Origin of the sequence: Kitasatospora sp. NPDC094016 (genome assembly GCF_040304045.1) — a bacterium.
GTDB lineage: Bacteria > Actinomycetota > Actinomycetes > Streptomycetales > Streptomycetaceae > Kitasatospora.
In genome coordinates, this window is the sequence record NZ_JBEOUK010000034.1 from 48,803 (window position 1) to 73,138 (window position 24,336).

General features: G+C 71.9%; 26 protein-coding genes. 19 read left to right on the top strand and 7 right to left on the bottom strand.

All coding sequences use genetic code 11. The features are described 5' to 3' along the window. Positions 1–47: 47 nt before the first annotated feature. The 5 genes from ABT015_RS26935 (at position 48) to ABT015_RS26955 (ending at position 3,778) form a co-directional block, all read left to right on the top strand. Complete coding sequence (locus ABT015_RS26935; RefSeq protein ID WP_350883409.1) at positions 48–923, top strand: DNA-methyltransferase; 876 nt, start codon at positions 48–50, stop codon at positions 921–923. 107 nt (positions 924–1,030) lie between these two features. Continuing rightward, the gene (locus ABT015_RS26940; RefSeq protein ID WP_350883412.1) at positions 1,031–1,501 is read left to right on the top strand and encodes a hypothetical protein; all 471 of its coding nucleotides are present in this window, start codon (positions 1,031–1,033) and stop codon (positions 1,499–1,501) included. A 238-nt stretch (positions 1,502–1,739) separates the two neighbouring features. Then, positions 1,740–2,966, top strand: a complete 1,227-nt coding sequence (locus ABT015_RS26945; protein ID WP_350883414.1) for an IS110 family RNA-guided transposase — start codon at positions 1,740–1,742, stop codon at positions 2,964–2,966. Between the two features lie 113 nt (positions 2,967–3,079). Next, complete coding sequence (locus tag ABT015_RS26950; RefSeq protein ID WP_350883416.1) at positions 3,080–3,403, top strand: hypothetical protein; 324 nt, start codon at positions 3,080–3,082, stop codon at positions 3,401–3,403. An 87-nt stretch (positions 3,404–3,490) separates the two neighbouring features. After that, the gene (locus ABT015_RS26955) at positions 3,491–3,778 is read left to right on the top strand and encodes a helix-turn-helix domain-containing protein (RefSeq protein ID WP_350883418.1); all 288 of its coding nucleotides are present in this window, start codon (positions 3,491–3,493) and stop codon (positions 3,776–3,778) included. A 317-nt stretch (positions 3,779–4,095) separates the two neighbouring features. On the opposite strand, the gene ABT015_RS26960 is transcribed toward ABT015_RS26955, so the two are convergent. Next, entirely contained in the window at positions 4,096–5,511 is a 1,416-nt protein-coding gene (locus ABT015_RS26960; protein WP_350883420.1) for a hypothetical protein, read from the bottom strand. A 200-nt stretch (positions 5,512–5,711) separates the two neighbouring features. Between ABT015_RS26960 and ABT015_RS26965 the strand changes: the two genes are divergently transcribed. The 7 genes from ABT015_RS26965 (at position 5,712) to ABT015_RS26995 (ending at position 11,976) form a co-directional block, all read left to right on the top strand. Continuing rightward, on the top strand, positions 5,712–6,113 hold the full coding sequence (locus ABT015_RS26965) for a hypothetical protein (RefSeq protein ID WP_350883422.1): 402 nt from the start codon (positions 5,712–5,714) through the stop codon (positions 6,111–6,113). A 112-nt stretch (positions 6,114–6,225) separates the two neighbouring features. Then, a complete protein-coding gene (locus tag ABT015_RS26970; protein WP_350883424.1) occupies positions 6,226–6,588 on the top strand; it encodes a hypothetical protein in 363 nt (120 codons plus the stop codon). Next, complete coding sequence (locus ABT015_RS26975; protein WP_350883426.1) at positions 6,585–6,881, top strand: hypothetical protein; 297 nt, start codon at positions 6,585–6,587, stop codon at positions 6,879–6,881. Before ABT015_RS26970 ends, ABT015_RS26975 begins: the two co-directional genes overlap by 4 nt. 300 nt (positions 6,882–7,181) lie before the next feature. Next, positions 7,182–8,102 carry a DciA family protein gene (locus tag ABT015_RS26980; RefSeq protein ID WP_350883428.1) on the top strand — a complete coding sequence of 307 codons (921 nt, stop codon included), beginning with the start codon at positions 7,182–7,184 and terminating at the stop codon, positions 8,100–8,102. A 1,311-nt stretch (positions 8,103–9,413) separates the two neighbouring features. Then, positions 9,414–9,878: a hypothetical protein gene (locus tag ABT015_RS26985; protein WP_350883430.1), complete on the top strand. Its 465-nt coding sequence runs from the start codon at positions 9,414–9,416 to the stop codon at positions 9,876–9,878. A gap of 1,124 nt (positions 9,879–11,002) precedes the next feature. Continuing rightward, a complete protein-coding gene (locus tag ABT015_RS26990) occupies positions 11,003–11,539 on the top strand; it encodes a MarR family transcriptional regulator (RefSeq protein WP_350883432.1) in 537 nt (178 codons plus the stop codon). Further along, positions 11,536–11,976, top strand: a complete 441-nt coding sequence (locus ABT015_RS26995; protein WP_350883434.1) for a MarR family transcriptional regulator — start codon at positions 11,536–11,538, stop codon at positions 11,974–11,976. Before ABT015_RS26990 ends, ABT015_RS26995 begins: the two co-directional genes overlap by 4 nt. 26 nt (positions 11,977–12,002) lie before the next feature. Here ABT015_RS26995 and ABT015_RS27000 read toward each other — a convergent pair whose 3' ends face one another. Next, the gene (locus ABT015_RS27000) at positions 12,003–12,839 is read right to left on the bottom strand and encodes a zinc finger domain-containing protein (RefSeq protein WP_350883436.1); all 837 of its coding nucleotides are present in this window, start codon (positions 12,837–12,839) and stop codon (positions 12,003–12,005) included. A gap of 692 nt (positions 12,840–13,531) precedes the next feature. On the opposite strand from ABT015_RS27000, the gene ABT015_RS27005 reads away from it, so the two are divergent. Next, positions 13,532–14,344 carry a DUF6042 family protein gene (locus tag ABT015_RS27005; protein WP_350883438.1) on the top strand — a complete coding sequence of 271 codons (813 nt, stop codon included), beginning with the start codon at positions 13,532–13,534 and terminating at the stop codon, positions 14,342–14,344. A 21-nt stretch (positions 14,345–14,365) separates the two neighbouring features. Here ABT015_RS27005 and ABT015_RS27010 read toward each other — a convergent pair whose 3' ends face one another. Beyond that, the gene (locus ABT015_RS27010) at positions 14,366–15,142 is read right to left on the bottom strand and encodes a hypothetical protein (protein WP_350883440.1); all 777 of its coding nucleotides are present in this window, start codon (positions 15,140–15,142) and stop codon (positions 14,366–14,368) included. 507 nt (positions 15,143–15,649) lie between these two features. Between ABT015_RS27010 and ABT015_RS27015 the strand changes: the two genes are divergently transcribed. Next, positions 15,650–15,994 (top strand): transcriptional regulator, encoded by a 345-nt coding sequence (locus ABT015_RS27015; RefSeq protein WP_502897407.1) that lies wholly within the window; start codon positions 15,650–15,652, stop codon positions 15,992–15,994. After that, the gene (locus ABT015_RS27020; protein WP_350883444.1) at positions 15,991–16,662 is read left to right on the top strand and encodes a nucleotidyl transferase AbiEii/AbiGii toxin family protein; all 672 of its coding nucleotides are present in this window, start codon (positions 15,991–15,993) and stop codon (positions 16,660–16,662) included. Before ABT015_RS27015 ends, ABT015_RS27020 begins: the two co-directional genes overlap by 4 nt. Positions 16,663–16,817: 155 nt before the next feature. Here the strand turns inward: ABT015_RS27020 and ABT015_RS27025 are convergent, their stop codons facing one another. Next, positions 16,818–19,511, bottom strand: a complete 2,694-nt coding sequence (locus tag ABT015_RS27025; protein ID WP_350883446.1) for an ATP/GTP-binding protein — start codon at positions 19,509–19,511, stop codon at positions 16,818–16,820. Between the two features lie 291 nt (positions 19,512–19,802). Here ABT015_RS27025 and ABT015_RS27030 point away from each other — a divergent pair, with 291 nt between their 5' ends. Further along, entirely contained in the window at positions 19,803–20,090 is a 288-nt protein-coding gene (locus ABT015_RS27030; protein WP_350883448.1) for a hypothetical protein, read from the top strand. On the opposite strand, the gene ABT015_RS27035 is transcribed toward ABT015_RS27030, so the two are convergent. After that, on the bottom strand, positions 20,057–21,847 hold the full coding sequence (locus ABT015_RS27035) for a zeta toxin family protein (RefSeq protein WP_350883450.1): 1,791 nt from the start codon (positions 21,845–21,847) through the stop codon (positions 20,057–20,059). The two genes, ABT015_RS27030 and ABT015_RS27035, sit on opposite strands and share 34 nt — an antisense overlap. A 16-nt stretch (positions 21,848–21,863) precedes the next feature. Next, positions 21,864–22,445 carry a hypothetical protein gene (locus ABT015_RS27040; RefSeq protein WP_350883452.1) on the bottom strand — a complete coding sequence of 194 codons (582 nt, stop codon included), beginning with the start codon at positions 22,443–22,445 and terminating at the stop codon, positions 21,864–21,866. A 109-nt stretch (positions 22,446–22,554) separates the two neighbouring features. Between ABT015_RS27040 and ABT015_RS27045 the strand changes: the two genes are divergently transcribed. Genes ABT015_RS27045 through ABT015_RS27055 form a run of 3 tightly spaced genes read left to right on the top strand, consistent with a single transcriptional unit; the run spans position 22,555 to position 23,764 of the window. Then, the gene (locus ABT015_RS27045) at positions 22,555–22,848 is read left to right on the top strand and encodes a hypothetical protein (protein WP_350883454.1); all 294 of its coding nucleotides are present in this window, start codon (positions 22,555–22,557) and stop codon (positions 22,846–22,848) included. Beyond that, complete coding sequence (locus ABT015_RS27050; protein WP_350883456.1) at positions 22,845–23,327, top strand: hypothetical protein; 483 nt, start codon at positions 22,845–22,847, stop codon at positions 23,325–23,327. The genes ABT015_RS27045 and ABT015_RS27050 overlap by 4 nt, the downstream gene beginning before the upstream one ends. Before the next feature lie 2 nt (positions 23,328–23,329). Next, positions 23,330–23,764 (top strand): hypothetical protein, encoded by a 435-nt coding sequence (locus ABT015_RS27055; RefSeq protein ID WP_350883458.1) that lies wholly within the window; start codon positions 23,330–23,332, stop codon positions 23,762–23,764. A gap of 155 nt (positions 23,765–23,919) precedes the next feature. On the opposite strand, the gene ABT015_RS27060 is transcribed toward ABT015_RS27055, so the two are convergent. After that, the gene (locus tag ABT015_RS27060) at positions 23,920–24,156 is read right to left on the bottom strand and encodes a hypothetical protein (protein WP_350883460.1); all 237 of its coding nucleotides are present in this window, start codon (positions 24,154–24,156) and stop codon (positions 23,920–23,922) included. Between the last annotated feature and the right edge of the window lie 180 nt (positions 24,157–24,336).

Genomic DNA, 24,336 nt, shown 5'->3' on the forward strand with positions numbered 1-24,336 from the left:
GTGCCTACCGGGCGCGCAAGGCCGGGCGCCGGCGGGCGCTGCCCGCGATGGCGGACGCGCACCTGGTGCTGGCCGACGCCCGCAGGCTGCCGCTGCCGGATGCGTCGGTGGACCTGATCGTCACCTCGCCGCCGTACTTCGCGCAGAGGTCCTACGGGGGCCAGGACGAGGACCTCGCCGGGCAGATCGGCTGCGAGGACTCGCCGGAGGAGTACCTGGAGGCGATGTGGGAGTGCACCGCGGAGTGGGCCCGCGTCCTCAAACCGTCCGGGTCGATGTTCGTACTGCTCGGCGACAAGTACAACGGGGCGCCCGGCGGTGCTGTCCAGGGCGGTGCCTGCGGCGTCCGCTCCGAGCACGACCGCAAGCGCGGGCGCACCCAGTACGCTCCGAAGCGGCACAAGGTCACCACGACCGTGCCGAACAAGTCACTGTTCGGGATGCCCTGGCGGTACGCGATCGGCTGCGTCGACCGGCTCGGGCTCGTACACCGGGCCGAGCTGATCTGGCACAAACCCAACCCCATGCCCGAGTCCGTCGCCGACCGTGTCGTCCGCGCTCACGAGACCGTTTTCCACTTCACCCGGGGATCCAAGTACTGGCACGACCCCGAGCACGCACGCCTGCCGAGTGTGTGGACCGTGCCCACCACTCCGCTGAAGGTGCCGGCCGAGCTGGAGGGCTCCCGGCACTTCGCCGCGATGCCCGAGTCCCTGCCCCGCCGCCTTATCCTCGGCTACGCTCCGCCGCTTGGGATCGTCCTGGATCCCTTTGGCGGCACCGGCACCACCGCGGCGGCCGCCAAGGCCCTTGGACGCGTCGGCATCAGCGCCGACATCTCACCCGCATACACCCAACTCGCCGCCTGGCGCAGCACGACCCTCCCGGACACTGTCCGCCGGCGGGCTGCCGCCCGCCGCTGAGGCGGTACCAACCTGATGCGACAGCAAACCTAGGAGGCTTTTCGGGCGGCGTCCTGGCCGCAGCCCAGATACTGGCCGCCCGCCCGGCCCAGGCGGCCCGGGCCGAGGTGTTCGCCTCCGAGCAGGCCGACACCGAAGCCGACCGTGCCCGCGCCGCCGAGCAGCGCCGCGTCCTCCCCGCGCAGGCGGAGCGGATCTTGGATGACCGGCAGCCCACGACGGACACGAACAGCGGGCACAACGAACGGTTCCCCATCGTCCTCTACCGGCACGACACCGGCGAGCTGATGATGCCCGCCACCCACGTCACCGCCCTGCTGCGCCACGTCGCCGAGACCGTACGGATGCAGCGGGCCACCGGCAAGGTGCCGCTGGAGCTGATGACCACCGCCCGCATCTACGACGCCGTGGTCCGCCACGCCGCCGACCTCGACACCGCCATCGCCGCCGCCGACACGGTCGACACTCCCTCCTCGGACACCGGCCGGGCCGCCGCGGACGACCTCGCCCGGGACCTGGCCGAACTCGCCGCCGACTACCTCGCCACCGGCGAACCCCCTAAGGCCGCCACCGCCTAATGGGACTTGCCGGGCCGTAGAGACTCGGTGCCGTAGCCGCCAGCAGGTGAGCACTTCTATCGCCGGAACCATCACGAGTTCTGGGGTCAGACCGTGCCCCTGCTGGTCGGCCGGAAGGCCATGACCGCTGATGGGGTGGCGTGCCCGCCCTACAGGGCGTGAGCACTGGATCCATTAGGCCGCGTGCCGTGTCTTCCGCAGGCTGCACGACCAGGAAGTACTCAATGGGGAGGAAGAGTTGCTGCTGATCGGCGACGACTGGGCCGAGGACCACCACGACGTCGAGGTCCAGGACACCACCGGCCGCAGACTCGCGACCGCGAGGCTGCCCGAGGGCGCGGAAGGCATTGCCAGGCTCCACGAGCTCGTGGCCAAGCACGCGGGCGAGGAGCCCGATCCGGCCGACGTCGTCGTCGGGATCGAGACGGACCGCGGCACGTGGGTACAGGCCCTGCTCGCCGCCGGCTACCAGGTCTACGCGATCAACCCCCGGCAGGTCGCCCGCTTCAAGGAGCGCTACGGCACCTCCGGCGCCAAGAGCGACAAAGGGGACGCCCACGCGCTGGCCGACATGGTCCGCATCGACCGCGACCAGCTGCGGCCGATCGCCGGGGACAGTGACCAGGCCCAGGCCGTCAAGGTCGTCGCCCGGGCCCACCAGACCCTGATCTGGGAACGCACCCGCACCTTCCAGCGACTTCGCAGCACCCTGCGCGAGTACTTCCCCGGCGCCCTGGCCGCCTACGCGAGTCTGGGCCTGACCAGCACCGACGCACTGGAACTGCTGATCAAGGCACCCACACCGCAGGAAGCGGCGAAGCTGACCCGAACCCAGATCAGCACGGTCCTCGCCCGCGCCCGCCGCCGCGACCGGGACCAGAAGGCCGGGGCGATCCAGGCCGCACTGCGCGAGCAGCACCTGGAGCTGCCCGAACCGGTGACCGCCGCATACGCGGCCGCCACCACCGCCCACGCCCGTCTCATGCTCGCGCTGAACGAGCAGATAGCGGCGATGGAAAAGCAGGTGAAGACGCATTTTCTCGCGCACCCGGACGCTGAGATCTACCTCTCCATGCCCGGCATCGGAGAGATCACCGGCGCCCGGGTGCTAGCCGAGTTCGGGGACGACTCCACCCGCTACAGCTCGGCCAAGGCCCGCAAGAACTACGCCGGGGCCAGCCCGGTCACCCGGGCCTCCGGCAAGAGCCACACCGTCCAGGCCCGCTACGTGCGCAACAACCGCCTCGGTGACGCCCTCCAGCGCCAGGCGTTCTCCGCCCTGCGCGCCTCACCCGGCGCCCGCCGCTACTACGACAAGCAACGCGCCCGCGAAGCCGGCTACAACCCCGCCCTCCGCCAAGTCGGCAACCGGCTCGTCGGCATCCTCCACGGATGCCTCAAGACCCGCACCTGCTACGACGAAGCGGCCGCCTGGTCGCACCACGCACAACCCCATGCCGCTTGACCTCAAACGTCATGGGGTGTCTGACCCCGCACCACCCGCTCCGGATCCACCAAGGGCCCGCCCCCTCACCCAGGGGGCGGGCCCTCTCGCGTTCCCCGACGAAGGAGACCCCGGTGCCCACCCTCCACTACACCCCCGCCGCCACCCGCGTCCTGCACCGCCTCGAACGCGGACGCCGCGCCGACCCCAGCCGCCTGCGCCGGGTCCGCCGCGCCCTCGACCACCTCGCCGCCGACCCCCGCCACCCCGGACTGTGCAGCCACCGCTACACCTGCCTGCCCGGCCACGAGCGCACCGCCGCCTGGACGTCCTACGTCAACCGGGGCACCGACGCCTGGCGGATCTACTGGACCTGGGGAGCAGCCGACGGCGACGGCCAGGACCGCCACGGCCAGGACGGTGCGGTCACCGTGCTGCTCATCGGCCCGCACCTCTGACTCTTCCAGGCCAGGCCTGTTCTGCCCGTCACCGACGCTCTGACCAGTCGTTATACACGTCACACATATCCCATGCGGGAGGCGTATATGGGCACGTCGACAGAGGACCTGCTCCGGGCCACGGTCACCGCGCTGCTTCGCGCCACGGGCGAGTTGCAGAGCGACCTGGCTCGCGGGCTCGCGCTCAGCCAGGCCCAGGTCAGCCGGAAGACCGCCGGCCGCAGCACCTGGACGGTGGCCGACCTGGACCGGCTCTCCGCGCACTACGGGATCGCCGTGGTCGACCTCGTCGTCGGCCCGACCCACGCCCTGGAAGCGCTGCCCAAGGCGCGCCGGGCCATGGTCGGCGGCATCCAGACCGTGATCGCCGTCTAGCCGGGGCCCGGCGCCCGCGGGACCGCCGCCGCTGCGCCCGAGGGCCGGCCCCGTTGCCCGGCCGAGGTGGTGCGGGATGCCTGGCCAGCGGTGTGCTCCGCTACTACGTCGCCCCATGCCTGGAGCTCGTCGTGGTGCGCCGGCTCGCGCTGCCCGTGTGGCCCCGTTCCTTCCCCGATCGGTGACCTCGCCGACAGCGGCAACCGGGCCCGCTGCGCGCCTTCCTCTCCTGCACCACGCCGAACACGCCCTCATCCAGCTGCGCCCGGCGAACTGGACGAGACCGACAAGCCGATCCCGGCGGCCGGCTCGACCCGCTATTCGTCGATCAGGGGGAACCCGGACACGCTGAACCGCTCGGCAAGGCCGAGAGCGGCCGCGGTGGCCAACGGCATCGGGGTACGGGGGCGCGGGGTGTAGTGCTTCGGCTGGAAGCCGCGTTCGAGATCGGAGGTCACGTACCTGACGAAGGTCGTGATCGTCGCCGAGGAAGCGGCGCTCTCACTGATGTGGGCGTTGCGTTCCTTCCATGCTGCAGCGCTGGCGGCAGCCCGCCACGCGACGCAGTTGACCTGGTCGCGGTGCCATCCAGCGCGGAGGGCGCCCAAGGCGGCCGCGTGGGCTTCCCCGTGCCGGGCCGCAGGAAGCGGCGGGTACTGGTACTCCCTGGTGATGAGGTCGTCCAGGTAGCCGAGCACGCTGTACGCCTGGACACCGAGGGCCTGGTCGACGATCTCCTTGCAGACCGACCTCGACTGGAGGTCGAACTCCTCGGAGTCCCCGAGCATCGCACGAGCCTCGCTGGCCGACTGGGTCAGCCGGTAGGTCACCAGGCCCGGTGCGTAGGACCCGGCGAGCGCGTCGATCCGGCCGTCCTGGAAAGCAGCAGCTCCCATCGAGGCGACATCGAGAGCGAGGAAGCCGCACGCGTACATCGCGACCAGCTCCTCGATGTCCTTCTCCGGTTGGCCGGTCCAGCCCCACGGAGAGCCAGCCGCAGGGGGAAGGGCCTTCGCACCGCCCTCAAGTAGGCACACCATCGCCTCGGCCAGCACGAGCCCGCGCTGCGTCAGGGCGTGAACCGCCGTCTCCGGGGCCTTGCGGGCGACCTGCTGCTCCCACAACGACCGGACCTGGGCCTCAACCCGTGAAGCCTCCCTCGCCTCATGCTCAGCGGCGACCTTCGCCGCCGCCGCGGCAACGGGATTGCCCGACCCGGCCGGGGCCGTACTCGGCGAAGGTTCGGGGGCAGACCACCCGGACCGAGGCCAGGGAACGGCGTTGCGCCGGGGCACCGCGGTCGAGGGGACACGGTGCAGTCCCTGTTCCCGGCACGCCGCACAGTACTGCTTCGCCTTCCAACCGAGCTGCCCGCTGGCAAGGCGCGGAAGTGAGGCGATCTGGCTGACGGCGCTTCGATTCCGAACCGGCAGCGGTTCTTCGCACCCTTGACACGGAGCGGCAAGAAGGAACGCCCGAGACTTTGCCGGCACCGAGTGAATCACCCACTGCTCGTCGCCGAGCTCGGCGACCCGGTACCGCCATGCCGGCTCCGGCTCCGTCGCGATCTGCCAGTACCGGGCGCACACGTCGCGCAGACCAGCGGGGGTATCCGCGTCGATCTCCACCCGGATCAACGGGTCCGCGTCGTCGGGGAACAACAGCACCGATGCCGCGGCATCGGCGATTTCCCGCTGCTGCTCCCGCTTCCGACGCCGTTGCCGCTTCCCCACCTCGGTCCCTCCATCCCGATACGCACGGTAATGGATCGTAACGATAGATCACGCACAGCCCGCGAGATGAAGGTTCGAATGCGTACCAAAGACCGCGGAAGGCAGTCCCACCGCACACCCCCTCCAGGCCGCGGTCGCCTATCGGGCCAGGAAACGGTGCGGACGCCCGGGCAGCGCCTCGCACCCAACGATCCGCCCTGATGGCGCTCCACCGGACGCAGCACCACCCCCACTGGGAAGAGCGGAAGTTGACGGAGCGCGAGCGAGACCCCGGCGACCGCCGGGTGATTCTGCAGCCCCGCGCCGCAGTTGGCGCCCGCGGCAACGACCGGGGCGGGCGCAGGCCGGATTCCCGACGCGGCAACGCCGCCGGAGCCGGCCTGCACATTTTCGACGAGGTCCCCAAGCGGCTGTTCACGGTGCCCCGGCAGGACCGCCGACTCGACGCCACCGAGACCCAGCGCCGCGAAGCCGGCCTCGCCCACGGCTGCGAGCCCTGGCAGATCGGCCCGTGCGCCGGCTGCGGATCACCCATCCGCCGATACGGCAACGCCGGCGTCCACGCCTGCCAGCCGTGCCGGACGAGGACCACCCGACGGTAAGCACCCACCCGAGCGCCTCGACAAGCCCACCGCGTCGGCAACGCCGCCCCACCCGGCGACAATCCTCCCCGGTGCCGCTCCTCCACCCGCCCACCGACCGCTACCGTCGACCATGCGACCCGCCACCACGGCGACCGCCACCATCGAGGAGGCCCAGGTGACCACCCAGCCCGACCACCAGGACGCGGCCGCGCCCCGGCCGGCCACCCTGCACGAGCTGCGAACCGCGCTGTCCCGCTACGGCCTGCCCGGCGACCGCGACCTGTTCGAGCAGAACCTCGCCGCCGCCCTCGACGCCTCCCCGATCGGCGACCTCGCCGCCGTCGCCGACGTCATCGCCACCTACCGCCACCGCCTGCTCCTGCGCACCGACGAGCAGGCCATGGCCTCCCTCGCCGCGCCCATCGGCGGCCAGCAGTGGACCCCGGCCGCCGAGGCCTTCGCCCGGCTCCGCGCCGCCGGCGGCGACCGGTGACCGACCAGCCCGAACAGCCGGCCCCGCTGCACGTCTTCCTCTCCGACGCCGCCGAAGCCGCCCTCGGCACGCTGCGCCCTGGCGAGCTGGACGCGGTCGAGAAGCTCGTCGAACGCCTCGCCATCCACCCCCGGCTCGGCATCCCCGTGCCCGGCGGCACCGACCCCGAGGTCGACGACTACACCGCCCGCACCGACCCGGCCGCCGACTCCGGCGACCGCATCAGCGTCGTGTACCGGGTGCACGAGGGCATGGGCTCGGTGTTCATCACCTGGGTGATCGCCGGTCCCTGACCCAGCGCGCCAAAACCGGGCACCCGACCGGGGAGGCCCGGCCGTCGCCGCGTCGGCAACCGCCAGCCGCCCCAGCGTCGTTTGGCATCCCCTCCCCGCTCCGCCGGGGCACGGACCACCGGTGCCCGCGCGCCCACCGAAGCCGAGCATCTGCGCGTCGCCACCGGAGCAGGTCGGTCGTTGGTCAATATGACCAAGAGCGAACTCGGCCACGACAGGAGCACACCTCCCCGGCCGAGACCCGGTAGCGGCTTGCCGAAGCTGCCGCACGCGCGGCCCGGACCGATGGTGGAGGACCAGGTGACCAGCGACTTCGCCCACGCCGCGCTGAAAGCGGCCCGGGCCGCAGCACGGGGGCGCCTCGCCACCGGCCCGACGCGACGCATGCCCCTTCGGCCGCCGCGCCGTGCCGTCGCGCGGGACGGACGGGAACCCGTCGGCCTCTCAGCCGTCTTCACCGCCCTGGCCACCGAGGCCCACTTCGAGCTGCCCGCGGACACCGGAACCGTCCTCGGCCAGTGGCCCGCGATCGTCCCCGACCTCGCCGGCGACGTCACCGCCACCCACTACGACCCGGCCACCGGCCGTCTCGACCTCCAGCCCGCCTCCCCCGCCTACGCCACCCAGCTGCGCCTGCTCTCACGACAGCTCGTCGCCCGGATCAACACGAAGCTCGGAGCCGAGACCGTCCGCAGCATCCACGTGCTCCCGCCCAGTGCGCGCGCTGCTGCACGAGCCTCTGCCGCCCCGGTGCCCATTCCCGTCGCCCCGCCGCCCGAACCGGCCCCGACGAAGTCCCGTGAGACAGCGTCAGCCGGCTACCGACAGGCGCTGGCCGCACTCCGTAGGGCCAGGCCGACCATACTCATCGACCCCGCCATCACCGCCGCTGTCGAACGCCAGGACCAGGCCCTGAGGAATCGGCGGGAACCCGAGTCCGCCTTCGCCGACGCCCTCGCCTACCAAGAGGACCAGGCCTCCGTCCGGAAGCGGGCCGCCACGACCGCCACCAGTCAGGCCCTGGCCGTCCGTCGTGCCCGTGCCGAACGTGCCACCCCGGCGAACGCCGCCCGCCGCCGACCCGAGGAAGCCGGCCGACCCGAAGACCCGGTCACCCGGATCCGGACGTCCCCGACCGGCGGGCACGGGCCAGCTTCTCCTGACGCGCCCGCCGGAGAGCGTCCTCGTGGATCGCGGAACGCTGCTCCTGGCGGGCCTTGAGCACGGGGCTGTCCTCGCCCTCGGGCTCGGCGGGCGGCCACACTGCCGGATCCTCCCGTACTCCATCCGGTCTGGGACGCAACTCCGGAGCCCGCGAAGGCCGGCGGCGCCGCGGTGCGCGGTCGCTGCGGGAGCTGCCGTTGCGGCGCCTCAACTCCCGGCGGATCGCCGAAGCCTCCGCGCTCACCCGCCGGGGGTCAGCGCGGTTGCCGTCGGTGCCGGCATCCGAGAGCACCTCCCTGATCGGCCGCTCCGGCCGGTCAGTGTCCGCAGGGTGGGCGGTGCACTCCCGACACACCCGGTCCGCCTCGACGAGCCACCCGTCCTCACAGTCCGGGTGCGGGCAGTCACCGGGTGCCACCAGGTGGTAGGCACACTCGTCGGGAGTACGGTCATCGTCGTCGGCGTAGCCCAGGCGCAGGTGGGCCCAGGTCCGCCACCAGCGCACTCCGATCCGGTCGACGAGGCGTCGAGCGTGGACACGGGAGAGCTCGGCTCGCACGACCGCGACGACGTTCGCGTGGAGCCGTCCGCCGCACAGGCTCATCAGGACGTTCGGGAAGGAGAGCAAGACGAGCGTGAGCGGATCGGGGTGGGCACTGGTGAGGCACTTCGCGCAGATCAGCTGCTCCGTGTGTGCTTCGCAGGTGCGGCACTGCCCGCGGCACCTGCGGCAGAGCCCACCACGGATCCGCTCGGTGCCGCCGACCTTCGTCGGGGAGCTGCTGCCGACCGGGGCCCGACAGGCTACGCACTCGATCCGGCAGATCCGGCAGAGGTGGTCGGCGGGATGGGGCACTGGGAGCGGTCGTTCCTGGCACCGAAGGCAGCGGTCGGTCCGGGCCTCGGCCAGCGAGCCGGCGGTGGAGAGGACCTTGTAGACCTCAACGATCGGCGCACCGGGGCAGTCCTCGCAGACAAGTTCCAGTACGGACAGTCTCTTGTCGCGCGGGACCTGGGCTGGCCGGGGCTCGGATCGGGACGGCCTGGGGGAGGGAGGGAGGTCGGGGGACTCCGGCGCCCCGGGACGCCGGAGTCGAACGGTGCTCTCGGCGGGCGCGACAGGAAGGCGGGAGCGTTGCGGCCCCCGGTCGTCCAGGAAACCGGTGGTCAACGATTCCTCCGTCGCGGTTGCACGCGGTTGAGCGGGCATCCTGGGCCCGGCGATGGCGTTGCAGCGTCTGCATCATCGGAGAGTTCGCCGGCCCCGGATCCCGTATCGGGCGGTCCGGCCACTCGTGTGGCCCAGCGGCGGCACCCGATCGGCCCAAGCTCCGCAACCCCTTTGACCCAACCGCAGTTGCCCGCACCATGACATCAAGTGTTCTGAGCGCAGACCTGCGCTTCGGAGACCCCGACACCCAGAACTGGGCCCAGAGCCTGTTCCGGCAGCAGTACTACGATCACCACGAACGCTCCTGGCCGAACGTGGTCCACCCCGGAGAGATCGGCTTCCAGTTCCGGGACTGCCACCGTTGCGGATCACCGAGGGTGATGATCCTCGGCGAGCGGGGCACCACCCCCGTCAGGCAGGACGCGTCCTGCGGCTGGAAGTGCAGCCCGGACAACTGCCCGGTCTGCCGGATCGCCTCCCTCTTCCCGAACGGCAGGATCAGGGCCCGCACGCCGATCTTCCCGTTCAACTGGCGAGAGGGCCTCGCCGCGGCAGGGGTTGACGTGCCGTTGTTCTTCTCCGAGCGAGGTCCCCGATACCGCCCGGTCGAGGAGAAGCCCCCGCACCCGCACAGGGAGCCCGTCCACGTCCCGGAGAACTGACCACTCTCGCCCCATCGGCTACTGAGCGTTCCGATCCGCGCGCGGCGGCGGTAGCACCAGCTGAACCGTTCTGGCCCCCGCCTGGGGGCCAGAACACCCCCTGCACGCTGATCTTCGTACTCGGGAGACTCCTGACCCTCCCTCGGAGCGGGTCCGGGAACCGGCGGCAACTGCAGGTCGTTGCGGACAGCAGCAACAACGACGGCTGGGCGCGGCGTGCTCCGCCCCCGCACCCGTGGCCAGCGCCAAGGGCTGCGCTGGACCAGCCCCTGCCGCCTGCCCTGCGCCGCCGGATCCGCCGTCAGGGCCGTGGCCGGCCCGGCCGTCGGCCCGTCGCCGCACCGGCCGGACCGTGGACGGTCCGGCCTGGGCAGTTGCCATCGACTAAGTGGCTGGTGCCCGTACTGGGTAGGGCCACCTGCCGATCCGGCCCGCCCCGAGTACCGCAACCTGCCCTCCCACCAGGTGGTTGTTGGCGTCACCACCCACCTGGCGAACACCTTGTTGCTCACCTGCACCACCGGGGAGCACTGGCCGGAACCACCACGTTCCGGGACCAGCCGTAGGTCCGCGGCACCGACAACGGCAGGGCACGGGCACCAGCCCCCTGGGCCGGTAGGCATGGAAAGGCCGTCAAGGCCTGGGTCCGGGGCCCTCAGACTTCCATGAGTGACGCAGTGGCATCAGCCGACCCCGGCCAGCGGTCAAACCCGGCCTGGCCAGGACGGCGGCAGCGGCACGGACCTCCGGCTTCAGGTGGTGCTGGAAGCAGTGGGGGTCAAGCGCGGCCTGGGGTGCTCGCCGCCGGGGTGAAGGCCCGCATGACCGCCTGCCTTTACTACCTAAGAAGGGACATGTGCCCTGACCTGCGGTTTTCTCCTTGCTAACGGCTGGTTTTCCAGACGTTGTAGCCAGAAAACCAGACGTTACGACAGGGGTTCGAGGGGAAGCTGCAGCTCGACACGCTCCCGTGCACCTGCGTCTTTCAACGCTCTTCCTGTAGGTTCTTGCCTCTAACGTCTGGTTTTCCAGAGCTAACGTCTGAAAAACCAGCCCTTAGGAACCTGATGGCGGACCGGTCGTTGAACCGGTCCACGGACCGTGACGGCATGGTGAGGAGCAGCATGGCTCGCAGGGGCAACATCGCCCTGGTGAACCTGGACACGGGCGCGGTGCTGCCCGCGCCGAAGGCCAGGACGCCGCACACCATGGACGGCGGTTCCTACACCCTCAACGCCTACACCGACGACGCGCCGCTGTACTCGCTGGCGCTGTCCGGCGCGGAATGGGCGACCATCGACTGGGTGCGCTCGAACGGCGGGGCCGGCGCGGCGGTGAAGGTGACAGCGGCCGCCGTGGCACAGGACATCCTGGCGACCGAGACGACCGCGAAGACGGCGCTCGCCCGCCTGGTGAAACTGAACATCCTGCTCAAGACCAGCCCGCGCAGCCAGACCTACCAGTTGAACCCGAGACGGTTCTGGGAGGGCTCCGGCGACGCACAGGTGCAGGCGTGCCGCAGGCTCGACCCGCCGCCGATCACGCCGGACGCCAAGGCGATCGCCGTCGCGCAGAAGGCTGCGGACAAGGCCGCCGCCAAGACGCCCGGACCGCGCCGCACCGCCACGGCCAAGAGCACGACGAACGGAGGCACCCGATGAGCGCCGCCACCCACAGCCACCACGGCTTCGACCCGGACAGCCTCGGCATGCCGCCCGTCTACACGCTCAACCTGAGCGCCAGCCAGCGCAGCGTCCTGGAATGGCTCACCAGCCACGGCGCCGTGTTCGCTCCGATCACCGCCGACGTCGAGGAGATCGCCCACGACTGCGGGACCTCGACCTCAACCGCGTACGAGGCCCTGGCCCGACTGGAAGCCCTCCAGCTGGTCGACCACCCGGACCCGGGGAGCTACCGGGTCAACCCCCGCTTCTTCTTCGCGAGCAACCCCGAGATCCGCCGCCTGGTCGGAGAAGCACTGGAGGCGCCGGAGATCATCCTCGACGCCCGAGCCGAAGGCCCACGGAAGGTCGGCAACGTCGACGCCCGGCGCCGACGCACCATCAAGGCCGTCCCCGACCAGGAACGGGAGTCGTAGAGCGGTACACCGGGCCGCGTACGCATTCAGACGCTCGGCGCGACCTCACGGGCCACGTGGGACGCCCGGGCACGCCCGCCGCTGTCGGTGCGGCAGTGCTCGCCAGGCACCATGGCGCAGCGGGGACAAGGGAACCCGCGGATCCGCAGGCGCTCCTGGCGCTCCGCCTCCCTCGCTGCGAGGAAGCGCTGCATCGCCTCCTCCTTCGCTGCGGCCGCTTGCTCGGCGGCCTCAGCGCGCTGCTCCTCGGTGGCGTGGTCGGGGCACAGCCCCTGGCCAAGTCTCCAATCGCAGGAGCGGCCGCCGAAGAGCGGGGTGTTGCAGTACTCGATGGCCTGCCATTGGATCTGATGGAAGGGGGTCGCCGTGGCTTCCCCGGCTTCCATGTGCAGCTGAGGGAAGCGATGCCGACGGGCGGACTCGACGACGTTGGTATCACTGGTGTGGGCGATCGACGGGTTCAGCCACAGTGCCTGGATCGCTCCGGCTGGGGACGAATCGGAGACGACGGCTTCGACTGCTTCGAGCTCGGCGACCGCTTCCCTCAGCTCCGCTGGCGTTCCCCCGTACTCGGCGGCCGCTGTCCAGTAGTCGAGTCGCACCGGGGCGTCGCCAGTCAGTCTGCCGGCCAGATAGCAGATCAGCCACAGTCCGGCGGACCCGTATTGGTTCTCGCGCCACCGGCGGCCTTGGGCTTCGACCGCGGCGCGCTTTTTGTCCCGGATCAGCTGTCTCACCGTGAAGAGAGAATCGCCGTAGAAGTGGATGGGGAGGGGCGCAGGGGGCTGGGTGTCGGGACTTGCCACCAGGGTCAGATGGGCGGCGGGGGAGGCGTCCGGACGGCCGGAGGAAGGGATGGGCACAGGTGCTCCAGATCAGGCTCATGCGCCGGTGCGAGACCGGGTAGCTCACATCCTGCTGAGAGTGCGGCTGGATACTGCCGAGACACACCACACCGGTGCCAGCTCTTCGGCCGGGGCCCCGGGCACCCCCTGTCTCCGCTGTCTCGGCCGGCTGCGCACCGAGCCGGACGGCCGGACAGAGGTCGAGCGGCTGCGGCAGTGCCACGAGGGCCGGTTCGCGGGTCGCGGTATCGGCGCCTGCGACGGCCCAGGTCGTCTTCGTTGGCCCTGCTGGCCAGGGCCAGATCACCAGCACCGGTGATAGCGGTCTGGCCTCCCGACCCCGTCCGGGCTGCGAGACTGGCGATCATGACTGACCGCCGCAGGCTCTCCCTGCGCTTCTCCGGGTCCGCCGTCGACGCCGCCGTGCCCGCTCAGTCCGGCGGGCGCCGACTTCCGCCAGCCGCCCAGCGAGATCGCGGCCGCGCCCGCACCGGTTCGGCGACCGCTCGCGGCCGGCGGCCTGACGTTCTCCGATCCGGACCGCCAGATCTGACCACTCTGTCGCAGGTTGCTGACCTGCGGCGCTTTCATAGATCGGCCCTCAAATGAGGACCCGTTTTCACAGATGGTGGTAGCCGATGCGGCCCGGGAGCGGGCCAGCGGCGGCGTAGCCTACCGTCAAACGGCATGCCAATGATCTTGGGGGAGCCATGGCCGAGACGGTCTCGTTGATGGACTGGCCGGACGACGAGATGCGCGGGGAGCACCTGCGCCGTGCCGCGCGGGGAGGGTGGTCCCGGATCCGTCCCCAGGTGACGATGATGCTGCTCATCGGCGCCGCTATGGAAGGCGCACCCTTCACCCGCGAAGAGCTCGGCCCGTTCGTCGCCACGAAGACCAACCCGACCGGCCTCCTCACCCACTCCTGCTGGGACACCGGCGACGAGTACGACGAAGAGACGGCCGCCGAAGCCGCAGAGGCCCTGCCCGGCCAGATCGCCGACGTCACCCGCTACGCCGCGCAGTACGGCCTGCCGCCGCTGGAGACCATCGACGACGTCATCACCCTGCTGGTGGCGGCGAAGGTGCTGCACGAGATCCCGGACGACGCGGGAGTGCTGCGCCTGCACCCGGCCAGCCCACTGCCGTTCCCGAGCGAGGTCCTGCCGCTGAGCGTCGAGGAGGAGCAGGTGCAGCGTGAGCTGCGGATGAGCCTCATCTACTCCGAGGACTCGTTCGAGATCATCGCCCTGTTCGAACCCGACGGGCGCCGCATCGAGGAGGTCACCACCAGCCTGCAGCGCCTCGCCCGCGTCATCGACGGCGACCCCCACGACGCCCGCCAGGCGGTCCTGCTCCTGCTCGGCGAAGGCGACTTCACCGCCACCGAGGACGTCGCCGCGATCCCTGCACACAAGGTCTTCCGGCTGCGCTGCGACTGGGACAAGTTCGACCGCAGCCGCATCTCCATCCACGGCGTCAACGACGAAGGCCAGATCGTCGTGACCCTTCCGGAGGACTGAGCCGCCGACCGGCAGCCGCTGCTACCAGCCGTCCATCGCCCGTGGGTCGCCGGAGATGGCGTAGCGGCGGCAGGCCAGCAGGTGGTCGGTGGTGAGGCCGATGTCGTTGGCGAGGCGGGCGAGGCCTTCGTCCTCGGCCTGGCGGTCGGAGAGGTAGGCCGGGCAGACCTCGAGGGCGAGGGCACCGATGCCGAGCTCGGCGGCGCGCTGCTGACTGATCGCCTCGCGGCCGGCGGCGACGTGGCGGCGCCAGGCTTCGGCGGTGATGCCGTCCGGGGCCGGGCCGATCCCCAGCTCGGCGGCCGGGACGTCCGGACGCGCGCGGACCTCGGCGACCGCCGCAGCGACGATCCCGCCGACCGCCCCGGCCGGGAGCACGGCCCCGCCGGTTTCCTGATGGGCGTCGGCGAGGCGGTCGGCGATCAGGTCGGTGAGCTCGCTGACGCGGCCCTTGAGGTCGACGACCGCGCGCACTGGCAGGACCAGGTCGGTGCTGTCCCACGCGTGGGACACCCCGAGTTCGGCCTGCACTGTGTCCTCGATCGCCTCGGCGACGGCCGCCAGGTCGAGCAGCCGGTACGCCGTCGAGCGGCCGATCCCGAACTCGGCGAGCGCGTACGCCGACCACGACGGGTGCCCGAGTACGGTCCATACCCGCGCGCGGTGGGCGGAGCGGACCCGGCGGGCCAGGAGCAGCACGGCGGCGCGGACGTCCTCGATCGCGGTGCGCAGCTGCTCGGTGAGTTCCCGGGCACGTGCCGCGTCGACCGGGCCGGCCTGCTCCTGGTCCTCGTTCATGCCCGGCTCATGCCCGCGGCCGGCCAGGGGAACCGCCCGAGGCTAAGGTGTCGTCCGGGTTTCCGGTTCCCCAGGGTCGTTGCGGGCCGAGCCGGTCGTCTGGCAGAGGTAAGAAATTCTGATCCTGACATGTTCGCGGCCTGAAAGATTGCAGGTCACAGGCCTGTTCACAGGCCTCGGACGAGGTCTAACATTCCCGGCACGGCGGCCCCGCCACAGCACCACCGGGCCGCCGAGCAGCGCAGCCGCGCCACGCCCCCGGCGCTGCTGGCCTCCCACCGGCCGGGCCCCCGAGGAACGAACCCCCCTGCTCCCCGAGGACCCGGCCGGGCTGCGCCCGGCCAGATCGATCACGTGAGCGTGGTGTTCGCCGTCGGGCCTCTGCCGCCGTCGGGCAAGACACCGGTGATCGACGAAGCGCACAGCTACGACGCATACGGGCACGGGCTGGAGTGGTGCGGTCGCCTGGGCATCCCGGTGGTTCTCAGGAGGGGGATAATCGTCTGCATGACGCTTGCTTCCGCCGACAGCCGTTCCGGGCAGCTGGCTGCCCGCCTTCCGCGTTCTCTTGGGGATTTGGAGGGGCCGACGGCCGGCCGGGTGGAGCTTCCGCTGCACATCGCGTGGTCGGGCCTTCGGGCCTTCGACCTGGGGCAGCCACGGCAGCGGATGGGCCTGTACCGGATCGTGCTGAACGAGGGCATGCGAGAGGACCTTCCACGGTTCCTGGACGCCGGCCTCCTCGTGGCACAGTGGCCGGTGCTGAGGACACTGGTCGGCCCCGCCGTCCGTACGGTGTGGGAGAGCGCCTTCGCCGAGCTCGCGGCCGCCGCCCGGCCCGTCGCGGCGTGAGGCTGACCCCGCTCCACCGGCGCCTGCTGGCCGACGTCCTCGCCGTCGGCGCCCCCTACCGTCTCGTGCTGACCGGCGGCTACGCCGTCCAGGCCCACGGGCTGGCAGACCGGCTCAGCCAGGACCTGGACGTCGCGACCGAGCACCCGGCCGCGATGAAAGAGATCGCCGAAGCACTCACCGCAGGCCTGGCCGAGCGGGGATGGCAGGTCCACGAGGTCGAGGTCGTCCCCCTGTCGGGCCGCCTGGTCGTCACCGACCCCGAGACCGGCGAGAGCTGCGAGGTCGACGTCCTCAAGGAACACCTCTGGAAACCCGCCGTCCAGCTGGAGTTCGGCCCCGTCCTGCACGTCGACGACGTGGTCGGCACCAAGATGAGGGCCCTCGCCGACCGCGGCTACGCCCGTGATCTGATCGACGTCCAGGCCGCTGCCCGCTGGTTCAGCCACCGCGATCTGGAAGACCTCGGACGCCGCCACGCCCGCGACACCTTCGACCTGGCCGAGCTGCGCGATCGCCTGGCCGGCGCGGACTGGATCGATGACGCCGAGTTCACCGCCTACGGCCTGGACGACGATGCGATCGTCGGCCTGCGGACGTGGGCGCAGGAGTGGGTCGGTGACCTGGAGCGGCGCCTGGCTTCCGAAGGGGACTACGAGGGCGGCTGACAAGGCCGCAGTATCGGTTGCGCTGGCCGGGCTTCATGTGGCGGATGTCGTCCTTGCCGGCGGTCGTCATGCCGCCGCCGGGCAGCCGGTCATTTTGCTCATCGCGGAACTCCTGTTTTCCGTGTGCGTCGGCCAGGTCCTGTGCGTGGCCAGAGCTACCACGTGCTCTGTACCCGCTCTCGCCGGTCTGTGACGAGGGCGCGCCAGCGGGCGCGGACGGCCTGGTCGCCGTCGATCCAGCGCGTGTCGGAGGGGGCGGGGCACGGGAGGCCAGCCATGAACGCGGCGATGTCGGGGTAGTAGGCGTGGTCGCCGTCACTGGTGAGGTCGCGTAGCCGGGCGATGTCGGTGGCGAGTGCGGCCTGGTCGTCGTGGACGGCGTGGTGGAAGGCGAGTGCGAGTGCGAGGGTGGCTTGCTGGTAGCCGATGCCGGCGGTGCGGATTTCCGTGTCGAGGTCGTGGGCGCGGTCGGCGATGTCGTGGTGGCCGGCGTCGCGGACCAGGGCGGCGATGCGGGTGGTGAGCCGGGTGGCGGTGAGGTGGAGGCCTGCGAGGTACTGCTCGGCGAGGTCGAGTTCGGCGCCGGCCTGCTCGGGGTCGGTGAAGGCGGTGGTGAAGGCGAGCTGGGCTTGGGCGGTGGCGCGTTCGCTGGCGGCGTCGTGTTGTTGGGCGTCGGTGACGGCGGCCTGGTAGGCGGCGGTGGCTCGTTCGAAGTCGGCGTGGGGCCACCACACGTCGCCGAGGACGCGGTGCTCGCGGCCTTTCCAGCCGAGTTGTGCGGCGGCGGCGAGCGCGGTGGGGAAGTCGCCGGCGAGGCGGGCGAGGTGGGCCAGGCCGCGACGGGCGGCCGGGGCGAGGCGGGTGTCGCCGTCGGCGACCCGCTGCATGCCGCGTCGGGAGGAGTCGGCGCGGCCGAGGTCGCGGTGGGCCTTGGCCCGGTAGTACAGGGCCAGGTCGGTGAGGTCGGGGGGCAGCAGGCGGCTGTCGAGGACGCGGGTGAGGCGGTCGGCGGTGCGGGTGCGGTGCTCGTGCTGGCGCCCGGCGAGCGTGGACAGGGTTTCCACCAGGGCGTCGGCCGGGGTGTCCAGCACAGTGGTGCCAGTGTGGGGCTGCGCGTCGTCGGGGGCGGGCGGGGCGAGCGGTTCCCAGATCTCGTCGCCGACGTAGGCCCACGCGCCGCCGGCGAGCCAGCCCAGGCCCAGGCGGTGGTCGCGGGCCAGCCTCAGCCCTTGGCGCAGGCAGCCCACGAGCAGCGCCCGGTCGTCGGGGCGGGCGGCGTGCTGCTCGCCCAGGCCGGCCAGGGCGCGGTCCGCGGCCCGGTGCCAGTCCTGGTCGGACCAGCGGTCGTCGGTGCGGTCGGCGCCGCGCACGGTGGAGCGGACCAGGGCGTGCAGGTGGTACGGCCACAGCGCGGCCGGGTCCTCGTGGACGAGGGGGCGCTCGGTCAGGCGCAGGGCGGGGGCGTCGCGGTCGGTACCGGCGGCGCGGGTGGCCAGCGGGATGTCGAAGGCGTCGAGGAGGGTGGCGGCGCGCAGCACGTGGCGTTCGTCGGGGGTGAGGTCTTGCAGGACGCGGGAGACGAGGGCGGGGAATTCGGCTTCGAAGTCTGCGGGTTCGGGGGTGCGGGTGCGGCGGATCTCCAGGTAGCGCAGGACGGCGAGGTCGAGATAGAGGGGCAGGCCGTGGCTGCGTGCTGTGATGATGGTGCGGATGTCCTCGTCGATGAGGGGGTGTCCGTCGGGGGTGGTGAGGCGGTGCGCGAGGTAGTGCTCGCAGTCCTCCGTGCTGAGGTCGCCGATCAGGATCTGGCGGGCCGTCGTGGTGGGGGCGGCGGTGCGGGCGGCGGGCACGATCGGGTGCGGGGCGGCCGCGAGGCCGGGCCAGGCCGTGGGCCCGGTGTAGTCGAGCTGGCCCTGGAGGTCGGGGTCGGCCCACTGGAGACGGGAGCGGCCGGTGACGACGAAGAACGCGTCGGGCATGAGCCAGACGGTGCGCTGGATCAGGCGCTCCAGTTCGCGGTGGGTGCGGTCGCCGACGTCCTCGACGCCGTCCAGGAGCACGACCGGCACGACGGCGTGCTGTGCCGGCAGCTGGGAGAGCTCCCAGGCGAGCAGGTGCGGGTAGTAGGAGAGCACGTCGAGGTTCGGTTCGGCGTCCAGCAGGTCGGCGAGCCGGGCGCAGCCGGCGAGGGCGCGGGTGCGTTCGTGGCGCTGGCGAAGCGAGGTGACGAGGGCGGCGGCGACTTGGCCGGCGGCGGAGCCGACGATGCCGGGCAGGGCGAGGTGCTTGGCGGCCTCGCCGATGGCTCCCTTGATCTGGCCGGGCAGGGCGTCGCCGAAGCGGGCGGCAAGCCCGCGGCGGCGCAGGTACTCCTCCAGCGGCTCGCCGGGGTGGACGGTGTCCCAGTAGCGGCGCAGGGCGAGGTCGAAGGCGGGCAGGGCACGGCCGAGGTGCCGGGCGAGCGCGAGGCGCAGGGTGAGCACGTACTGCTCGAAGTCGCCTCCGGCGGCGCGGGACAGGTCGATCCTGACCGGCAGGAGCCGGGGTGCGCCGTCGGGCCAGGCGGGGTCGTCCCAGTGCGCGGGGCGCCGGGCGGCGTCGGTGAGAGCGGACTCCAGCTTGCGGGAGAGCGTCGTCTTGCCGATGCCGCCGACGCCGTGGAGTACGAGGACGTTGCGCCTGGGGGCTTCGAAGTCCTGGACGCTGAAGTCGGGGGAGGTGATGTGGGCGAGGTGCTCGGCGAGCGCCGAGGTCACCGTCTCCCACTGGCCGCCCCGGTTGACGAACGTCTCTTCCTGGTCCATCCGTACCTGGTCGTTCGTGCTGAACAGTGCCCTCAGATCCGCCATCGCTTTTCCCCTCCCCATCGGTCTGACCTGCCATCAACCTACGCGCCCGGGAAGCGGACCCGCACGGTTCCGGACAGGCCCGTTGTCCGTCTTCGTGCGGGAATGGTTCGCGTGCTGTGCTCCTGGGCGGCGGGTGGTCCCTGGATGAGCGGGGGCAGCCGTGTGGGACGGGGCGTTGGCGGTGACCGTGCGGGCCCGGCGGCCGCGCGGTTCGGAACCCGAAGGCGGATGTTGCCGCCGGCCGTGTGAGACTGGGGCTTCAGCATCGTTCCAGCCCAGAGGTGGTTTGCCGTGTCCGATTCCCGGCCCGAGGACCGCGCCGACTTCTCCGAGCTGGCGGGGCATGGAGGAGAGGTTCAGCAGGCCGTGGGCGCGGTGGGGGCCGTCGTGGCCTGGTACAGCGGGCAGCTCGTGGCCGAGAGCCGCCAGCCGGAGCCCGACCTGTCCCGGCTGGAGGATCTCAAGGACGCGCGCCGTCGGGCGGCGGCCGACCTGGAGCGCGCCCGGGACGCGGACCCGCAGGAAGCCGCAGGGATCGTGGCCTTCTACGCCGGCCTGTTGCAGAAGCTGACGGGCTGACCGGCAGGCCGTACCGCGGGCAGCGCGCGGGCGCGGGGCCGCCCGACCTGGGCGGCGCGCATGCCCTCCGGCAGCAGTGGCCACGCCTGCGCTGAGACCGCGTCCAGCTCGGCGCGGTGGCGCGGCAGGGCCTTGCGCAGCGCCCGCTGCAACGCGACGAACCGCAGCGCCTCCTGCGGGACGTAGGGGCGTGTCCGCTCGGCGACGAGCGTGGCGAAGGCGCCGGCCCCAGCACCGAGAAGGCGGCCGGCACGGTCGACCACCCGCACTGCTGCGGCCTGCGGATGCCCCAGGGCCGCGGTCACTTCCTCGACGGCGGCGAAGGACACGTCCTGGCAGGCTGCGGAGGCGAACGGTGCCGGGATGTCGATCTCCAGCGCCCGGGCGTAGCGCAGCGCCGCATCCTGCCGGCTGTCGCACCCGCGCGCGGCCTGGACTGTGACCTCGACCCGGTAGCCGGCCGCGCGGAAGGCGGCCGTGCTGTGCAGGACGGTCCCGGCGTCGGCGGGGGCGGTCCTGATGAGAGCGTCGCAGCGTCGTTCGCGCAGTAGTGCGCAGGCCTGGTCGAACCAGACGGCGCAGTCGGCACGGATGGTCTTGGCCGCTTCGCGCGGGTCGGTCTGTATCAGGGCGAGGTAGTCGGGGTGGGCGGTGTTGAGGTCGTCGTCGGCCAGGCGGGCGGTGCCGGGGCGCATCGCCCGCCGGACCAGACGGGAGAGCACGGTGGTGTCCGTACCGACGGGGGCCACAAGGAACACCGCCACGGGGCCCGGCTGCGGGACGGCGCCGCTCAGCAGTCCGGGGGCGATCAGCTCCTCGAACACCCAGCGGTGTTCGGTCGGGGAGAGTCGGTGGTAGTCGACGCCGGGCGCCCCTGTGCGGGCCTGGGCGATGCGGCGCACCGGCTCGGCCAGCGCGGCGGTCCGTTCGGCGTCCCTCGACACCGCCAGCAGCCGGTCGGCCGGCACCCGGTTCTCGGCCCGCACCAGCGAGCGCTCCGTACGCGTCAGCGCGCGTCGGAACTGCCGCGTCTCCACCGCTCCCCACCAGCGTCCACGTTCGGTTTCCACCGCGGTCCCTGCGGCCGGCGGCCGCACCCAGATGCCGTTGATGAGCTCGTTGCCGTACAGGAGTTCCAGGCCGCGCCGCACCACGGTGACGCGGTCGACCAGGCGCTCGTTCTCCAGCACGTCCAGGGTGTGGGCCAGCTGCCGGGCGCACTGGTCGTGATTGGCCCACGACACGAAACGCCCAGCCCCCTCCCCGGCGCCGAGGTAGCGCTCCAGCACGCCGAGCTGACTCCACGCCAGGGCGCAGGCCAGCGCCACGACCTCGATCCGGTGCCCGGCCTCCCGGTACGCCGCCGCCTGGGCCCGGGCCTCGTCCGGGTCGGCTAACGCGGTCTCCACCAGCGCGTCCAGGCGGTGGGCGCGCACATGCTCCTCCACGAGGGACTGCCAGCGGCGGGTGTCCGGCCGGACCAGGACGCCGGCGGTGCGGACGTCCTGGTCCAGCAGCGCCTCGTAGTGCCGGTGCGCGGCCTTGTACAGGTCGGACCCGACGCGTACGGCGCCGCCGCGCAGGCCGAGGAGAGGGTGGAGTAAGTCCCCCAAGCGGGTCTTGCCGCTGCCGGGAGGGCCTGCGACCAGGACAACCACGGGGTGCTCCTGAGTCACGGCCCGGCTTGTCGAGGCCGGAATGATCGCCCGGGCCAGGACGTCCTGGTGCTCCGCCTCGGGCAGTGCGTTCTGCGCCACGTCCCTCTCCGCCGGGTCAGGTTCGGTCGTAGGCGACGCGGGCCAACGCGATCGCCTGGCGCAGCGTTTCCTCGTCCGTGACGTCGATGCTCACCCGGTACGCCCGGTGTCCCGTGTGCACGGCGAAGGCGTCCGGCGCGAGATCCCTGAGCGACGGGTCGGCGTCGTAGGTCAGGCGGACGTTGACCCGCCCGGTCTCTGCCCACACGTAGGCGAAGCCTCCGAAGTGGCTGCCGACCTTTCGCAGTCGCAGGTAGGCAGAGTAGTCCAGCGGGTCGTTCGGATTTGCGGCCCTGCGCTTGACCCCGAAGACCTCCGCGTTCTCCCACGAGCAGGCCTCGCGGAGAAAGGCGACGAAGTGTGCTGCGGCGGGGTTCTTGGCGAGCAGGGCGGTCACCGCCGCCTGTCCCTCATCGGCGATGCCCGGCACGGCGTGGCCGAGCCGCCAGGCCGCGAGTGACTCACCCTCGGTCCGGACATCCGAGGACGCCGAAACGGCGGCGGCCGAGCCCTTCAAGGCCGCGACGAGACTACGTGCCAGCTCGGAGGAGTCCAGCTCCTCCGGGGTCCCCTCCAGCTCGACGTACCGGACCTTCATCCCAGCTCCCCTCCCAGACAGTGAATAAGCTGGACCCTAGAAGGCGAACAACTACCTGTCAAACGAGCAAGCTCTAGCGGAACTTATATAACTTCCGCAGTAGTTCGGCATGAACTTCCTATCGACGATCCAAGCGCGGCTTGCGGGCGGCTCCTGGCCGGTCGGCGCCGGACGCCCCGAGCGCGACGGTCTGCTCGCCGACTTGGTGGTCGAGCCCGACCTGTCCGGCCGTAGGCGGAAGGAGCGGAAGGACACGTACGCGCACGGCGGCCGGCCCGGCTTCATCACCGACGACGACCACCGCCTGGTCGGGCACGCCCGAGAGCGCGTGCCCGAGCTGCCCGACGGCGCCGCCGGGGCCCCTTCAACGGACGGCAAAGAAGGCGATAGCGTGCCGGGATGAGCGAGAGCCCAGGCACGGTAGCGCCGCAGACGACGTGGGAGCACTGTCTGTCCGCCGCCGACGAGCTGACGCGGGAACAGGCACCGCCGGACACCAGGCAGCACAAGCGGGTGGTCGTACTGCTGGCGGCAGTACTCGCCGCGTGCGCGGAAGGCGCCGGCCAGGTCGGCGCCCAGATCGCCGACCTGCCGATGAACGGTCCCGTCGGAGTACTGGACAGGCTGGAGACCGCGACACGGTGGTCGGTGCACGCCTGCCCGGCCGTGCCCGGCCTCGGTGCCGAGCAGCTCGAGGAACTACTGGCCGACTGTGAGGTCTTCCGCACGGTCCGGGACGTCGCCGAAGGCATCGTGCGCCAGCACCTGGCCGCAGCCCCGCCCGGCACCGTACCGACCGTCCGCGAGTGTGCGACGGCGGCCGCGGCCGCCCGCGGGCTGCAACACGCAGCCCTCGCCCTCGGCATCGAACAGGAGGACTGACCGTGCTGACAACGGATGAAATGCTGCGCGTCCTCGCCGCCCTAGAAGCCGCCTGGACGGGCGACACGCCGGCCCTGGAGAGCCTGGCCGCCGCCAGCCCTGGAGAAAAACCCCTACAGGCCGCCATCGCCGACTACGCCGACATGGCCCTCCAGACCCTGCTCGCCGCCGCCCACGGCATCCACAACGGCCTGTCCGCCGACCAACTGGACGACGCCGTCACCCGCATGCGGACCGACACCGGCACCCGAATGGCCAAACTCCTCGCCCAGACACTGCGCCTGTGGGCTAAGCGTCCGGCGGACCTGCAGACGATCGACGACATGGCCCACGTGCTGATCAGCGCACTCCTCGTCCTCACCGTCGACGACGACCAGGAGAACGTGCTGCCGCTGCTCGCGCAACTGCGTGCCGGCGCGCTGGCCTCGGGAACCTGACACGGGAACGGTCGACTCCGTCCAGCCGCACGGCCGCGCGCCGGCCGCTGTACGACCCCGGTGCCGCACCGTACGGCAGCGACGACCACGGGGGACCGCAGACCGACTTATGACAAGCCGGACCCCTCACGCTCGAACCGCGAGGAGCCTGGCCATCAGCGCAGGGCGGCCGGCCCTGGGGCTACGTCCTGGTCGTCGCCGTCGATGTCGTGTTCCACGGCAGGCTCCAGCTCCTGGCCGTCCTGTTCTTGGGGCGCCACCGCGCGGTCCTCTTCGGTGGGCAGCAGGTCGGTGGCGAGCAGGGGGACGCCGAGTCGGTGGGCGGCGGCCGCGCACAGCGCGTCCGGCATCGTCAGCTCGACGCCGCCGACGGCGGCTTGGGCGGTGAACACCACCCGCTGGTCGCTGGCGGGCGAGACCCGGCTGCCGTCCGGCAGAAGGCGCAGCGCCGCCGGTGAGCATCCGGGCCGGGCCGGTCGGCAGGTGGTCGGCGAGCAGCAGGGCGACCGCCGGGCCGACGATCCCCCCCGTGGTCCTGGACCTCCTCCGTGACCAGCTGAGCCACGTCTGCG